At 62.6% G+C, this 13,402-nt stretch carries 13 protein-coding genes; 3 read left to right on the top strand and 10 right to left on the bottom strand.

From position 1 onward, the window contains the following. The first annotated feature begins 134 nt into the window (after positions 1–134). Positions 135–1,214: a GlxA family transcriptional regulator gene (locus tag KUV72_RS12175; RefSeq protein WP_206939407.1), complete on the top strand. Its 1,080-nt coding sequence runs from the start codon at positions 135–137 to the stop codon at positions 1,212–1,214. Positions 1,215–1,231: 17 nt separating this feature from the next. Here the strand turns inward: KUV72_RS12175 and KUV72_RS12170 are convergent, their stop codons facing one another. Then, positions 1,232–2,530 carry a TauD/TfdA family dioxygenase gene (locus KUV72_RS12170; RefSeq protein ID WP_222238585.1) on the bottom strand — a complete coding sequence of 433 codons (1,299 nt, stop codon included), beginning with the start codon at positions 2,528–2,530 and terminating at the stop codon, positions 1,232–1,234. Between the two features lie 156 nt (positions 2,531–2,686). Beyond that, complete coding sequence (locus KUV72_RS12165) at positions 2,687–3,670, bottom strand: GlxA family transcriptional regulator (protein WP_222238584.1); 984 nt, start codon at positions 3,668–3,670, stop codon at positions 2,687–2,689. A 550-nt stretch (positions 3,671–4,220) separates the two neighbouring features. On the opposite strand from KUV72_RS12165, the gene KUV72_RS12160 reads away from it, so the two are divergent. Continuing rightward, the gene (locus KUV72_RS12160) at positions 4,221–5,189 is read left to right on the top strand and encodes a GlxA family transcriptional regulator (RefSeq protein WP_222238616.1); all 969 of its coding nucleotides are present in this window, start codon (positions 4,221–4,223) and stop codon (positions 5,187–5,189) included. A gap of 35 nt (positions 5,190–5,224) precedes the next feature. On the opposite strand, the gene KUV72_RS12155 is transcribed toward KUV72_RS12160, so the two are convergent. Together KUV72_RS12155 and KUV72_RS12150 are read right to left on the bottom strand one after the other, a co-directional pair. Beyond that, a complete protein-coding gene (locus KUV72_RS12155) occupies positions 5,225–5,899 on the bottom strand; it encodes a Fe2+-dependent dioxygenase (RefSeq protein WP_222163741.1) in 675 nt (224 codons plus the stop codon). 130 nt (positions 5,900–6,029) lie between these two features. Continuing rightward, on the bottom strand, positions 6,030–6,554 hold the full coding sequence (locus tag KUV72_RS12150) for a hypothetical protein (protein ID WP_222238583.1): 525 nt from the start codon (positions 6,552–6,554) through the stop codon (positions 6,030–6,032). A 6-nt stretch (positions 6,555–6,560) separates the two neighbouring features. On the opposite strand from KUV72_RS12150, the gene KUV72_RS12145 reads away from it, so the two are divergent. Further along, positions 6,561–7,382 (top strand): hypothetical protein, encoded by an 822-nt coding sequence (locus KUV72_RS12145; protein ID WP_222238582.1) that lies wholly within the window; start codon positions 6,561–6,563, stop codon positions 7,380–7,382. A gap of 211 nt (positions 7,383–7,593) precedes the next feature. On the opposite strand, the gene KUV72_RS12140 is transcribed toward KUV72_RS12145, so the two are convergent. From KUV72_RS12140 to KUV72_RS12115, 6 genes are all read right to left on the bottom strand, one after another. After that, the gene (locus tag KUV72_RS12140) at positions 7,594–8,967 is read right to left on the bottom strand and encodes a BCCT family transporter (protein WP_261317468.1); all 1,374 of its coding nucleotides are present in this window, start codon (positions 8,965–8,967) and stop codon (positions 7,594–7,596) included. Positions 8,968–9,116: 149 nt separating this feature from the next. After that, a complete protein-coding gene (locus KUV72_RS12135; RefSeq protein WP_222238580.1) occupies positions 9,117–10,043 on the bottom strand; it encodes an alpha/beta hydrolase fold domain-containing protein in 927 nt (308 codons plus the stop codon). A 124-nt stretch (positions 10,044–10,167) separates the two neighbouring features. Continuing rightward, positions 10,168–10,620, bottom strand: a complete 453-nt coding sequence (locus tag KUV72_RS12130) for a thioesterase family protein (protein WP_222238579.1) — start codon at positions 10,618–10,620, stop codon at positions 10,168–10,170. Next, complete coding sequence (locus KUV72_RS12125) at positions 10,620–11,573, bottom strand: L-carnitine dehydrogenase (RefSeq protein WP_206939380.1); 954 nt, start codon at positions 11,571–11,573, stop codon at positions 10,620–10,622. Before KUV72_RS12125 ends, KUV72_RS12130 begins: the two co-directional genes overlap by 1 nt. Further along, positions 11,570–12,478: a 3-keto-5-aminohexanoate cleavage protein gene (locus KUV72_RS12120; RefSeq protein ID WP_222238578.1), complete on the bottom strand. Its 909-nt coding sequence runs from the start codon at positions 12,476–12,478 to the stop codon at positions 11,570–11,572. The genes KUV72_RS12125 and KUV72_RS12120 overlap by 4 nt, the downstream gene beginning before the upstream one ends. Positions 12,479–13,076: 598 nt before the next feature. Next, positions 13,077–13,367, bottom strand: a complete 291-nt coding sequence (locus KUV72_RS12115) for a hypothetical protein (RefSeq protein ID WP_222238577.1) — start codon at positions 13,365–13,367, stop codon at positions 13,077–13,079. Positions 13,368–13,402: the final 35 nt, after the last annotated feature.

The following is a 13,402-nucleotide window of genomic DNA, read 5'->3' as shown; positions in this document are numbered from 1 at the left end:
GGGCCGTCGAACGTGCCGAGTCAGCGCCACCGAAGGGCCTGGCTCAGCGGTTTGTTCAGAGTTTTCCTTAGGTTACTGTGCGGGTTCGGTTATCATTTGATGAAATTCGCCATCTTGTTGATAAAATTCGCCCCATGACGTCCACCGACTGGCCTTCCAGCCATCCCTATCCCCGGCCTGACTCACCCCCGCTGCTCAGCCCTGCTCAGGCCGAGCACACGCTGGACGTGTGGCTGGTGCCCAAGTTCTCGATGTTGACGCTGGTGTGCCTGCTTGAGCCGCTGCGAGTGGCCAATCGGTTTGGCCGGGATCTGTTTGCCTGGCGGCTGTTGTCCAGCGATGGCGAGCCGGTCATGGCCAGCAATGGCGTGCGCATTGATGTGGACGGGCGCCTGGCTGAGGTCACCGAGGCTGACTGGTATCAGGGCATCGCCTCCAGCGGCCGCCTGATGGTGGTGTCGTCCTATGAGCCTGAAGCGATGGTGACCGTGGATGACCTGCTATTGCTGAAACGCCTGTCGGCCTATGGGGTGTGGTTGGGTGGGCTGGATACGGCGCCCTTCATTCTGGCACGAGCGGGGGTCATGGAGGGCTATCCGGTGGCGCTGCACTGGGAGAGTGTGCCGGCATTTCGTGAGGAGTTTCCTGGCCTGGAGGTGCGCCCCGACAGCTATGTGTGGGAAGGGGCAAGACTGACCGGATCCGGAGGCTCAGCCAGTATCGACATGATGCTGGAGTGGGTGACGACCCTTTACGGTCCTGCACTGGCAGAGGCGGTTGGAAGACAGATCATGCACTCCCGCCCCCAGGGCGACGGCCACTCTGCAGGCCACATCGATCCCGTCGACAACCCCGCTGTGGGCGGCGGATTGCCGCGCCCGGTGTTGAAGGCCCTGGCGGTGATGGAGGCCAATCTGACCCAGGCGTTGTCGATTCCCGATGTGTGTCGGTTGGCAGGCCTGTCCCAGCGGCAGCTGACCCGCCGGTTCATGGCAGAGTTTGGCGAAACGCCCAAGCAGTGCTACCTCAACATGCGTCTGGATCAGGCTCAGCGGATGCTCGCGGACAGTCGCATGACCGTTACGGCGGCAGCCGTCGCCGTGGGCTTTACGCATCTGGCGCACTTCTCACGGGCCTACCGTCGGCGTTTTGGGGAAGCGCCCAGTGTGACCGCCCGGCGTGGCTTGGGACCGGGCGGCAGGCAGGACAGCTAGGCGCTTGCTAAAGGGCGTCAGGCGTCGCTGAGGCTGCGCTCTCGTTGACGACGCTGGAGCATACGATAACGGGAGCGGACCTCATCACGTTCGAGGTAGCAGCCCTGTAGCCAGCGATGCCCGGAGTCGCCCTCGAAGGCGTCGCGGGCGTGCAGCAGACGCCGGTTGTCGAAGATCACCAGGTCTCCCGGTGCATAGGTAAAGCGCAGCGCGAAGCGGGACTGACGCAATAGCCCCTGCAGCGCCATCAGGGCGCGATAGGCCTCTTCGACCAGGTCGAAGTCTGTCATCAGCGGCCCTCGCAGGAAGTCGGCAATGCGCACTTCGCTGAGCTGGCCCTGATCATCCAGCACGATCATCGGCGAATGCCAGACATAGTCCGTGGTCTTGGCGGTGTTGGCGTAGCGCCAATGTACCTGGGTCAAGGTGGAGAAAGCCTCAGGGTCTTCCTGGCGCAGGGCGTCCGCCACCGCAAAGCCATCGAGCATGACCGCCTGTCCACCGGCGACGCTGTTTTCGAGGCAGTGCAGGCACTGCAGGCCAGGATGGTATTCCCGCGTGGGCAGATCCACGTGGGGAGGAAGCGCAATCGAGGTATAAGCGTTGGAGTCGGGGTCAGGCTTGGCGCGCACGTCGAACAGGGTGCCGAAGTTGGTGGCTCTTACCGGGCCGATACGCTCGGCAACGCTGGCTAGTGTCCCAGGCTCCGTGGGCAGGCCGCGCAGGCGCACCAGGCCCTTGCGCAGCAGTGACTCCAGTGCCGGCTCCAGCGTCGAGGCTTCTTCCGGGCTATCGATGGCGGTGGTGGTGAAGGTGCTGGCGTCCAAGGTGTCAGGCGCCGCGTCCGCTCCTCCCAGCCAGGTCTCCACGGCGACCAGTGGAGCCAGTGGATCCTTGCAGTTGTCATAGTCGTGGGCGCGCAGCCAGCCCGGATGAAAGCGCAGTGTGCGCTGTTCAGGACTCATGATCAGTTCCACGGCTCCGCTGTCATCGAGCCGCGCAGCCGCTATCTGCGGCCAAGCCTCCAGGCACGACAGGTCGAGAATGCGCTCTCGTGTGGCGGGATTGATGGTGCTGTCATCGGCGGCATTTTCTCTCAGCCAGATGCTGTGGTAGCGGCTGACGCGGCCATCCTGCCAGGTCACGGTCAGTACCCGAGAGTCGCTAGTCACCTCGGCGATGGCCACCTCTACTGGCCAGCTATCGTAGTCGGGCGTCGGTGGCAGCGCTGACGGCGGTGTGGCGGCGGAGGATGCGGTGGTGAAAACAGAGGAAGTAGAGGAGTTAGCGGACGGTCGAGACGTCTGCGCGTGCATGGAGCCTCCTTGAGCTAGCCTGGACGAGTCGTCGGAAAGCGACGTGTGGGTGACGCAACTCAGCAGGCAGGCATTCAGCCAGCCCCCTGCAGTGGGTCACGACGATGGCCACAGCATGGCGCCGGTGGGGCTGAGGCATCGTGCAGAAATCGACAATTATCGTGCAGAATCCGACATCGGAGGGGTGGGCTGACGTCGCAAGGCGCTAGGCGAGGCACCGTGGTGTTGGCGAAAGGCGCGGGTGAAGCTCGAAGCTGAGGCAAAGCCGCTGGCCAGCGCGATATCCATGACACTGTGTCGGGTACTGGTGACCAGTTGATGGGCGAGGCTCAGACGCCGCTCCAGGTACAGCTGCCCTGGGGTGCGGGACAGATGCTGCTGGCACTCCCGCTCGACCTGGCGCTCCGATAGTCCGATGGCGGAAGCCAGCTGGGGAATGGATAGGGGGGATTCCAGGTGGGCATCCATGATCCCGATAAGGGTGGCCAGGCGCTGTGGCAGTCGCTCCTGGTAGCGAACGTCACGCTGTCGGCTGGCCGGCAGCCGCCGATGGTCATGCACCAGCTGCTCCTTGACGCGGCGGGTCAAGGCGTCGCCGTGGCGGCGTCGAATGGTGTCCAGTGCCAGGTCGATGGAGGCGCTGGCCCCAGCCCCGAAAAAGCCGCTGGGTGTCACTTCGTAAAGCGACTCCACCGCTTCTATATGGGGGTGCTGGCGCCTGAATTCGGGCAGGCTCTCCCAGTGCAAGGTGACGGTGTCGTCGATCAGTCCGGCGGACGCAAGGCAGAAAGCCCCCGTATCCAGCGCCCCCAGGCAGGTGCGCTGCTCGCGACGTTGCGTCAGCCAGGTGGTCAGGCTGTCATCGACGGCGGCCATGGGCTCAAAGCTGGCGCAGACGGCAAGGCTGGGCAGCCATGGGGTGTCCTCCAGTGCGTGCTCGACCGCCAGGGGAATGCCGTTGCTGGCATGGACCGGCAGCCCATCCCTGCTGATCAGGTGCCAGCGAAATAGCGTCTCACCGGACAGTCGGTTGGCAATGCGCAGAGGATCGATGGCGGAGAACAGCGCCACCATGGAAAAACGAGGCAACAGCAAAAAGCCGATGGCTTCCGGACTCGGTCCCTGGTAGGTCAGGCGCACGACGGCTTCCTCCGCATCGCCTGGGCCTGGGCATGAGCCTGATGCCGACGGGGCGACGAGTCGTGAGAATGGGAGTGGAGCATGGCGCGCCGCCAGGGCCTCTCGATAGGATGGCGTAAAAGCATGACAGCGCAGGCGACCCGGCTCAAGCCCGGCCCTCGCCTTGGGGCTGCGCGCTATGCTGGGGCTTGTACGTAAAGTGTCTGCGCTTGGTGATACGGTGTTAAACATCGGCTGGTACGCCAGCCCGGTTAAAATGCTCAGTTACACCTCGTAAACTGCGCTTTCTCACCGATTTCTGCCTTGTCTAACCTTCGCTCGTCGACGTTTCGGACAACGCCTAGGCTTGGCGATCGGTCGCACACAGTAGAAAGCGTAAAGGAAGATAGCCATGCAGACTTGGCCAGGCCAGGGGCAGATCCACATGGAGGCTAGCGATCAGCCCCATGGGCGGGGCAAGGACGGCCACCCTGATGAGGGCCAGGGGCGTCATCCTCACGCTGACACCACCGCTGACACCACCGCTGATGGCTCAGGCGACAACGAACCCATGTTCTCGGCATCGACCACCAGCGAACGCATGGGTTTTCTGTTATTGCCCCAGTTTTCGATGATGGCGTTCTTCTCGGCGGTAGAGCCCTTGCGCATCGCTAACCGGATTGCCGGTCGTCCGCTCTACGAGTGGACGGTGATCGGGCTATCTGGTGATCCTGTCACCGCCAGCAATGGCATGACGCTGATGGTGGACCATGCTATCGACCAGGTGCGCCACTTGCCGTCGTTGGCGGTGTGCAGCGGGTTTGATCCAGAGCAGTGGATCGGTCGTGGTCTGAGTGCCTGGCTCAACCGCCTGGACCAAGGAGGCTGTCGTATCGGGGCCCTCGACACCGGTGCGGTGGTGCTGGCCGAGGCCGGGTTGCTGGCCGGAGAGACCGTTACGCTGCATTGGGAGACGCTACCGGCCTTCAACGAGCGTTATCCCACCATTCGCACCTGCGATGAGCTCTTCCTGCTCGGCCAACGACGTTTTTTCTGTGCTGGTGGGGCTGCTGCCATGGACATGACCCTGGAGATGATCGCCAGACAGCATGGGATGGGGCTGGCGGTAGACGTGTCGGAACAGCTGATTCACGACCGTTTGCGGTCCCGTACCGACCAGCAGCGCATGAGCCTGGTGCGTCGATTGGGGACCCACCAGCCACGCTTGATCGATGCCGTGTCACTGATGGAGAGTCATCTAGAGGCACCCCTTGAGCTTGCCGAGATTGCGCGGCGCAGTCAGATCTCGTTGCGTCAGCTGCAGCGCCTGTTCGCCGACGAGTTAGGGGAGTCGCCCACCGGCTACTATCTGGGACTGCGGCTGAACCGTGCCGCGTCACTGCTCAAGGACACCGATCTGGACGTGCTCGCCATCGGGCTAAGCTGCGGCTTTGGCTCCGCCTCGAGTTTCAGCCGTGCCTTTCGGCGCCACTATGGTTGTTCACCCCTGAGCTATCGACGCCAGGACGAGAGCAGCTGACGCCAGTGGATGGGGCTTAGCCCTGGTGCAGGGGATCAGATGTCGGCCCACATGCGCAGCAGGTTGGCCAGGCTCTTGGAAATGGCGTCAAAGTCAGCGGTCTTGCCATCGCGTTCAAATATCTGGCGCCGGGTCGTGTCCAGGTCAAACAGGATCTCCCGTTGCTCCGGCTGACGCACCTGGCTTTGCAGCCATCCCACCGCGGCCAGTCGCTCACCCCGGGTCACAGGGTCCACCCGGTGCAGGGTCGACGACGGATAGAGGATCATGGAGCCCGCCGGTAACTTGTAGCGCTGCTCACCCTGGGGGGTGTCCATGATCAACTCACCCCCATCGTAGTGGGCTGGCTCCTCCAGAAAGAGGGTGAAGGACAGGTCGGTACGCATGGGCCCCTGGGGCGTGGGCATGACCGCATCATCGACATGGTTGCCGTAGGTCATGCCCTGCTGATAACGACTGAACATCACCGGCTTCATGCGTCGGGGCCTGGCGGCGATCTGAAACAGCGTGTGGTTGGCCAACGTCTTCATGACATCGTCGCGCAGGCTGGCGATGGCAGGGTCCTGGCCGCTCGCCTGCTGATTCTGTTTCACCGTGCGTGCGTGCCAGCCCGCTGTTTCCTTGCCGTCGCGGAAACGGGCTTCGCCCAGGGTCTGGCGAATGCGTGCCAGCAGCTCGTTGGAGAGCACTTGGTCGATACATAGAATCATCGTTGCCCCTCGCAAATGGTGAATTGTACCCTAGTGTTAATCATTTGCATTACACTTGGTCACATGTCGCGTCCAGGATAGTCATGGACCATTGGCGGAACCTGCCGCCACCCTTAGCGCGCGTAGCCCCCTAGATGGCAACAGGCGCGTAAAACCGACAGCAGCCACAACGAGGATGTTCATCATGACCCAAGAGACCCGCACCAAACTGTGGATCGGTGTAGGCACCAGCCTTTTGCTCGGAACCGGCACCGCCTGGGCCGATCATCATGGCGACGAGGAAATGACGCAAGACGGCGTTGTGCACGAAGCGGGGCAAGCTGGCCACGGCGGCGAAGGTGGTGAAGGCGGAGAGCACGGCCACGGTGGTGAAGGTGGTGAAGGTGGCGAGCACGGCCACGGTGGTGAAGGCGGCGAAGGTGGTGAAGGCGGAGAGCACGGCCACGGTGGTGAAGGTGGCGAAGGTGGAGAGCACGGCCACGGCGGTGAAGGTGGTGAAGGCGGTGAAGGTGGCGAGCACGGCCACGGCGGTGAAGGCGGCGAAGGTGGTGAAGGTGGAGAACACGGCCACGGCGGTGAAGGTGGTGAAGGTGGTGAAGGTGGCGAGCACGGCCACGGCGGCGAAGGTGGCGAAGGCGGCGAAGGCGGCGAGCACGGCTCCTTGGCTAGCGACCCCTACGCGGTATTTGCCTATTTAACTGCTACTGCCGGCGGTGAAGGCGGTGAAGGTGGTGAAGGCGGTGAAGGCGGTGAAGGTGGTGAAGGCGGTGAAGGCGGCGAAGGCGGCGAAGGTGGTGAAGGCGGCGAAGGTGGCGAAGGTGGTGAAGGCGGCGAGCATGGCCACGTAGACACGGCCAATCCTGGTATCTACACCACAGAACTCGCCCTGATGCTGGGGCACCTTCAGGTGGCCAAGGAGCTCTACACCGAAGGTTCAAAGACCGCTTCCTACCCGCATTTCGGTCATCCCTACCATGAGGTCTATCCGGGCATCGCCAAGGCGTTGGAGACCCGCGGAATCGAGGCCTTCGACGAGACCTTGGAAGACTTTTCTGGCCAGGTCCAGCAGGGCGGAGACTGGAGCGAATACGAGGCAGAGTATGAGTCGCTGCGCGCTACCATCGTGGCCGCCATGGGCGACGTGGACGATGAACTCGAGAAGGATGCTGGCTTCCAGGCCAAGGTCCAGCTGGCGCTGTTGCAGACTGCGCTGCACGAGTACGAAGAAGCGGTCGACGACGGTGAGTTCGTCAATGTAGTGGAGTATCAAGATGGCCGTGGATTTGTGCTGACGGCCCGTGAGTCGCTGGAGCGACACGCTGAGCTGTTTCGCGAAGCAGGCGCTTATGCTGCCCTGGAGGAGGGCTACGAGGGCTTGCTGAAGGCCTGGCCGAGTGCCAAGGCGCCGGCGTCACCGGTCATGAGCGTGGGCGAGCTATCCGCCGCCATGTTCCCGCTCGAGGCTGAGCTGGGCAAGTTCTAATGGCGCTTTGCCGCTAGCGCCTGAGTGAAGGTGTTAGCCAGAGTGCTACAGGGCGCCATGGCACTCGCCATAGGCTGCAGACAGGGCCTGACATCAGGCCCTGTCTGCGTACACGCTGCTCTAACTTGTCACCTGAGCCTCATAGGCTCTGGGCTCTTCGTTCCGGGCTCCGGGCGCCCCACGCCGTTCGGCTGATGACGTCAGCGCTTGCTTAGCCGTCGCCCTGATTGGGCAATGGGGTGTGCTGGCCTCGAAGGCGTAGCAAGAAGGCCGCTACCAGCGCAAAGATGCCAAAGGCCACCGGAATGGCCGCGACGGAAATCAGGGTCAGGATGACCTTGAAGATGTCACCTTCCAGCCAGTTGATCACGATCGCCAGCAACGACATGGCCACGATCCAGAACGCTCTGGAGCGTTTGACGGTCAGCATTTCGCAGACCAGGCCAGCGGAATCCGCGCTGGTGACGAAGAACAGCAGGATGTTCAGGGCCAGAATGGCCGAAAGAATGCCATGGCTATCCAGGGTGGCCATCAGCGCAAAGACGTCTTCTGAGCCTGTCTCCAATCCGCCGAGGCCGAAGGTCGTAAACCACAGACACGAGAATAGGCTCGGCACCAGCATGACGCCTAGCACGAGTTGGCGGAGCGTACGCCCCTTGGAGATGCGGGCGATAAACACCCCGGTGAAGATGAACCAACCGTACCAGGCAGCCTCGAAGGCATATAGCCAATCCGCGAGCCAGGCCTTGCGCTCAGGATCTCCCAGGCCAATATCGGTGGCCATCAGCGGATATTTCACCAGGTATTCCGGCAACAGGCGCGCCAGCGTCGAAACGATGTCCCAGGGGGATGTCAGCAGTAACACGCTGGTCAACAGTATCAGCGCGAATAACGTGTTGTAGTTGCTTAGCCATTTGATACCCCGCTTGAGTCCCGAGGCACTCGAGGCGATGGCAAAGATGGCCAGCACACTGATGATCAAGGTTGGGCTGGCCTGGATGCCAAAGAACTGCTCCAGGCTTTGCTTGAGGGGATCGGTGGCATAGGAGAACGTCAGCGAAAGCCCGATCACGGTGGAAACGACCAGGCTCACCAGGTTCAACTTGCTGAGGAAACCGCCTCCCAGCAAGGTCTCGGCAGGTTTCTCGATCCTCAGGTTGTACATGCAGTGGGCAAAGATGACGCCGATGGCAAGATAGCCTGCCCAGGCCAGTAGCCCCCAGTGATTGAACGCATATAGCAGCGCTTGATCCGAACTGTTCCCGGCCTCGACGTGATAGCGAGGCTCCAGCACTCCCCAGGTGACCAATCCAATACCCATGCCGGTGGCGAAAAGCATGCCTAGCCAGGCGAGCGTCGAAAATTCAGGCGGCTCATCACCGAATTTCAAGCGGCCCAGTGGGGTAAACATCAGGACGACAAACACGATGGAGGCGATAAAGGCCGGGTAGGTGAAGATGAAGCCCAGGTTGCCGATGACATTGACCTTGATGACATCAAGGATGGTCTGAAAGCTACCTGGGGCGATGGCAGCAAAGGCAATAAGCGTAATGACGGTGACCACGGTGGCCACCAATGTGGACATGTTCTGTTTCATTGGTGTCTCGTTGTCTTATTGAAAAGGAAGGACGGCGATCGATCGGTGGGAACCTCGCTGCAGTGGAGTGATAACGTCGTGACTGTGCTGCTTCAAACCCGATAAGTGCTTATGAATCAGAGGGCTAGAGAGGCGCTTCAACGCAAAGGATAGTCTAGGTGTCGCGCGTCGAGGTGACACGCGAGAGCACGACAGAACCCACGCCAGGTGATCGACAGCGGTGCCAGCTGCGCATGGGCGTGAAGCGCCCCGTGAAACATCCCCTCTGCCGTATGCAGGCCAACCTGCCGCCGCTGCTGACGCCATTGGTCAAGCGTCGCCAGTATCGCTGGGGTCAGGGGGTCGTGTTCCACGACCAGGCATTCCACTGCGCTGCTGACTGGGGGAGCGTCGCCCACGCGGGCAGCGTCGGAGGCAATCATCGCCCATGCGGCCTGGGCGTCCCGACGACTCAGCAAGGGCGCATCGGGTCCAAGAGATGTCTCGGACATGTCGCCGAGAAGCGGATAGATCATGCCGAGTGGATGTGGGTCCTTGGCGGCACGAGCCACGTCCAGCACCAGGCGACCTCCTGCGCTGTCCCCCACCAGGGCACAGGGCTGAAGCCAGCGGCGCACCCGATCGACGTCGTCGAGCTGGTCGCTGTAACGTGCCTCGGGCAGAAGTCGATACTGCACACTTACCACCTCTCGCCCGAGTGCTTCGGCAAGGCCCGCTGCGACGCCCTGGTGGCTGTCCAGCGAGCCGATGGTGAAGCCGCCACCATGGACGTAGAGCACGGTCTGACCAGTATCGGCGTGAGCGTGGGCGTGAGAAAGAGCGCTGTCTCTTCCTTCCACTCTCCCACTCTCTGTCCCTCTCTCTTTCCCTCTCACTCTCCCTGGCCGATATCGGCGCACGGGTACTCCAGCGATCCGCTCGTCGGTGACCCGCATGGTGGGGGGCAACGGCGTGGCGAAACTGGCGCAGAGCCGATCGTAGTCGCCTCTGGCCAGGGCGAGGGGCCTTGATGCCATGGCGTCGAGACCATGTTGGAAGCGCTTGGCAAAGTCGTCGATCGTCATCGCTACATCCGGATTCCGCCCGGCGTCTCCGAGCATTGCTGGTGGATGGCGCCCTGGCCCGAGCTGGTCTGGGCGGGCCTGAGCGGGTCTGGCTGGATATGGCCTGGCCAGGACGCCAAGCCTGTCAGTGCCGGCTGATACCGATCCGCCGTCCTAGCCCCTCGGGCGGGGGGGATGACAGGGGGGGCAATGTCGCCAAGGCATCAGAGAGCGCTGCGGGGAAGGCAGCAGGCCTGCCGCTGGTGGTATCGATGCCCATCAGCATTTGCTCGCTGGTAGCCAGCAGGTCCGCTCCACTGGTGAGTACAAACCACAGGTGCAGGCGCTTGGCATCTTGATCGACGACCTGAACCTCGACCTGCAGGTCTTGCCCCTCGTGGACTTCCTTCAGGTAGCGAAGATGGGTCTCGAGGGTATACAGGGTGTAGCCGAGCCGTTGCCGGCCCTCGTCGTCCAGGCCAATGTTCTCCATCAGCCTGTCCACCGCCAGGGAGAATACCCTGGCGTACTCGGCATCGTTCATATGGCCGTTGTAGTCGACCCACTGTGACGCCACCTGGGTGTTGAGCAAGGCCATTAGATACGTCCCTCGAGGCCTTCTGCTTCCGGCCAGTACTTGTTCACCAGGCCCAGCAATTCGACCAGGAAGTCATCGCGACGACGATCCAGCTCGGCCACGCTGCGGCCGGCCGCCTGATGCTCGCAGCCCTCGACCACGCGGTCGATCAGCTCATCGGTAAGCTCGGGCGCTTCCAGCTTGGTCCAGGGCAGCTTCAGCGCGGGTCCGAACTGCTCCAGCATATGGCGCATGCCCTGTTCCCCACCGGCCAGGTGGAAGGTCAGGAAGGTGCCCATCAGCGACCAGCGCAGCCCACAGCCGTAGACCACCGCAGCGTCGATTTCCTCGGTAGTGGCTACGCCGTCATTGACCAGGTGCAGTGACTCGCGCCACAGGGCTTCCATCAGGCGGTCGGCAATATGCCCTTCGATTTCACGGCGGACCACCAGTGGACGCATATCCAGCGCCTGATACAGGGCCTGCGCCTGCTGAGTCTGCTCGCTCGCCGTGGCTTGTCCTCCAACCAGCTCGACCAGCGGTAGCAGATAGACCGGGTTGAAGGGGTGAGCGACGATGATGCGCCCGGGTGACTTGGCACAGTCCTGCTGCAGGTCGGTGGGCTTGAATCCCGACGTCGAGGAGCCCACCAGCACATCGGCAGGAGCCGCGGCATCGATCTGGGCCAGGATGCTCTGCTTGAGCTCGAGTCTTTCCGGTACGTTCTCCTGGATCAGGTCGGCGCCGTCCACGGCGGCTTCCAGTGAGGAGGCAAAGCGCAGGTGGTCGATGCTGGCGCCGTCGGCCAGACCCAGGCGTTGCAGCGCAGGCCAGGCATTGTCCACAAACGCCCGGGTGCGCGCTTCGGCGGCGGGGTCCGGATCAAAAGCGACCACGCTCCAACCGCTGGCCAGGGCACGGGCGATCCAGCCGTTGCCGATCACACCGGTGCCGATGACAGATAGCTGTTTCATGCCTGTTCTCCCATGACGGTGCCGGTGTGTGGGTTGCGCAGCTTGAGGAAATCTCGGGTCTCTGCCGGTGTCATGACCTTGCCGCCCAGGTGGTTGATCAGGCTGCCGGCTTTCTCGACCAGTTGAGCGTTGGAGGCCAGCACGCCCTTTTCGAGGTACAGGTTGTCCTCGAGCCCAACCCGGGCATGGCCACCGAGCATCACCGCTTGAGCGGCCATCGGCATCTGGTGCCGGCCAATGCCGAATGCCGCCCAGTTGGCGTTGGCCGGCAGCTTGTTGCGCATCGCCAGCATGGTCTCGGTATCGGCTTCGGCGCCCCACGGGATGCCAAGGCAAAGTTGGTAGAGCGGGTCGCCGTCGATCAGGCCTTCAGCCTGCAGTTGGCGGGCGAACCACACATGGCCCAGATCGAAGCACTCCAGCTCAGGCTTGACCCCGGCAGCCTGCACCAGGCGGGCATGTTCACGCAGCCAGTCAGCCGAGTTGACGTAGATCATGTCGCCAAAGTTGAGGCTGCCGCAGTCCAGGGTGCACAGTTCGGGCAGCAGTTCCCCGACTGGCTCATGGCGTTGGGCCGGCGTCTGAATGTCGGTGCCCGGTCCGCCCCGAGTGGGGTCCTGGCTGTCAGGGATCCAGTCGCCACCGCCACCAGCGGTAATGTTCATGACGATATCGGTGTCGGCCTCGCGCACCCGCTCCATGACTTCACGGAAGTGGTCGAGGGAGTGGCTGACGCCGCCAGTTTCCGGGTCGCGCACGTGGATGTGCGCAATGCTGGCACCGGCCTTGGCCGCCTCGATGCAGTCGTTGGCAATCTGCTTGGGGGTTACCGGCACCTTGGGACTCTTGCCGGTGGTATCGCCGGCACCGGTCACGGCGCAGGTCAGGATGACGTTACGGTTCATGGAGGGCTCCTCTCGATCTCGGATGACGGGACGTCGGCCGTAGCCCCCAAGCCAAGTGGCTCGAAGGCGAGTTCACGCCGCCTGACAGGCCGGCGCCGTGGCGCAGACAGCGCCTCGTCACTCCGCGGCTGAATGAATCGAGAGGTAGTGTGGCGAAGTGACGGCGGTGCGACTTGGCGAAAAGCGCCATATTCTTGTCGTCAGGCGCCTTTGAGGTAGGGCGGAGTCGGCCCAGGGCAATAGGCAGGGCATCGCCGCCGATAGCCAGCAAGATGATACGGACTCGGATGTTCTCCCCTTAGAGCGTGAATCAGCCTGCCCCGCGAAGCGTGAATCAGCCTGCCCCGCGAAGCGGGAATCAGATAGGAGAATAGAGGGATCGGACGACGTCGCTGTGTCAGCGGACCAAGGGGGAAGGGCCCGTCATCGAGTCTTGGTGTGCGGCTGGTGTTGGCTCAGGCGAGACAGCTCGGGTGACGTTCCGCTGAGGAGGCGGAAAGCTGATTCGAGTGAGACAGAAGCGAGAGAGACAGAAATGGGCGGGCAAGAACGGTATAGCCAACACCGGGAGTGCTAGCTACAACCGCTGAAACGGTGCCTAGAGATCGGCGGCGCCCACGCCGTACAGCTCAAATGCCAGCTTTCGGCCAGCCTGTGTCAGGATCAGCCTGCCGCGTGGATTGTGGATGACCAGCGATTGCCGCAGCAGGCGACGCAGCCGGGACGCCTGGGAGCGGGTCCGGGTAAGGGCATCAAGGCGTGTGGCGCTAAGACCACGATCACTGTTGGTCAAGGCCTCAAGGACGTCGCCGTCGCGGTAAAGGTCCTCGATAAAGGCGGTCAGGTCGATGCGCTGAGCGGTGTCATTATGTTCGGCGAGCAGTGCCATGCGGCGATCTCTGACAGAAATATGGCGCAAGTATA

Source organism: Halomonas sp. DP4Y7-1 (assembly GCF_019800705.1).
In the GTDB taxonomy this organism is placed as follows: domain Bacteria; phylum Pseudomonadota; class Gammaproteobacteria; order Pseudomonadales; family Halomonadaceae; genus Halomonas; species Halomonas litopenaei_A.
This window is presented reverse-complemented; position numbering and strand designations above follow the sequence as displayed.

Excerpts from the sequence above, each read along its gene's own strand:
- KUV72_RS12130 (WP_222238579.1), bottom strand. The coding sequence starts at position 10,620 with ATGGCCTTGCTCAACACCCAGGTGGCGTCACAGTGGGTCGACTACAAC.
- KUV72_RS12160 (WP_222238616.1), top strand. The coding sequence starts at position 4,221 with ATGTTCTCGGCATCGACCACCAGCGAACGCATGGGTTTTCTGTTATTG.
- KUV72_RS12125 (WP_206939380.1), bottom strand. The coding sequence starts at position 11,573 with ATGAAACAGCTATCTGTCATCGGCACCGGTGTGATCGGCAACGGCTGG.
- KUV72_RS12135 (WP_222238580.1), bottom strand. The coding sequence starts at position 10,043 with ATGACGATCGACGACTTTGCCAAGCGCTTCCAACATGGTCTCGACGCC.
- KUV72_RS12155 (WP_222163741.1), bottom strand. The coding sequence starts at position 5,899 with ATGATTCTATGTATCGACCAAGTGCTCTCCAACGAGCTGCTGGCACGC.
- KUV72_RS12140 (WP_261317468.1), bottom strand. The coding sequence starts at position 8,967 with ATGTCCACATTGGTGGCCACCGTGGTCACCGTCATTACGCTTATTGCC.
- KUV72_RS12170 (WP_222238585.1), bottom strand. The coding sequence starts at position 2,530 with ATGCACGCGCAGACGTCTCGACCGTCCGCTAACTCCTCTACTTCCTCT.
- KUV72_RS12115 (WP_222238577.1), bottom strand. The coding sequence starts at position 13,367 with ATGGCACTGCTCGCCGAACATAATGACACCGCTCAGCGCATCGACCTG.
- KUV72_RS12175 (WP_206939407.1), top strand. The coding sequence starts at position 135 with ATGACGTCCACCGACTGGCCTTCCAGCCATCCCTATCCCCGGCCTGAC.
- KUV72_RS12120 (WP_222238578.1), bottom strand. The coding sequence starts at position 12,478 with ATGAACCGTAACGTCATCCTGACCTGCGCCGTGACCGGTGCCGGCGAT.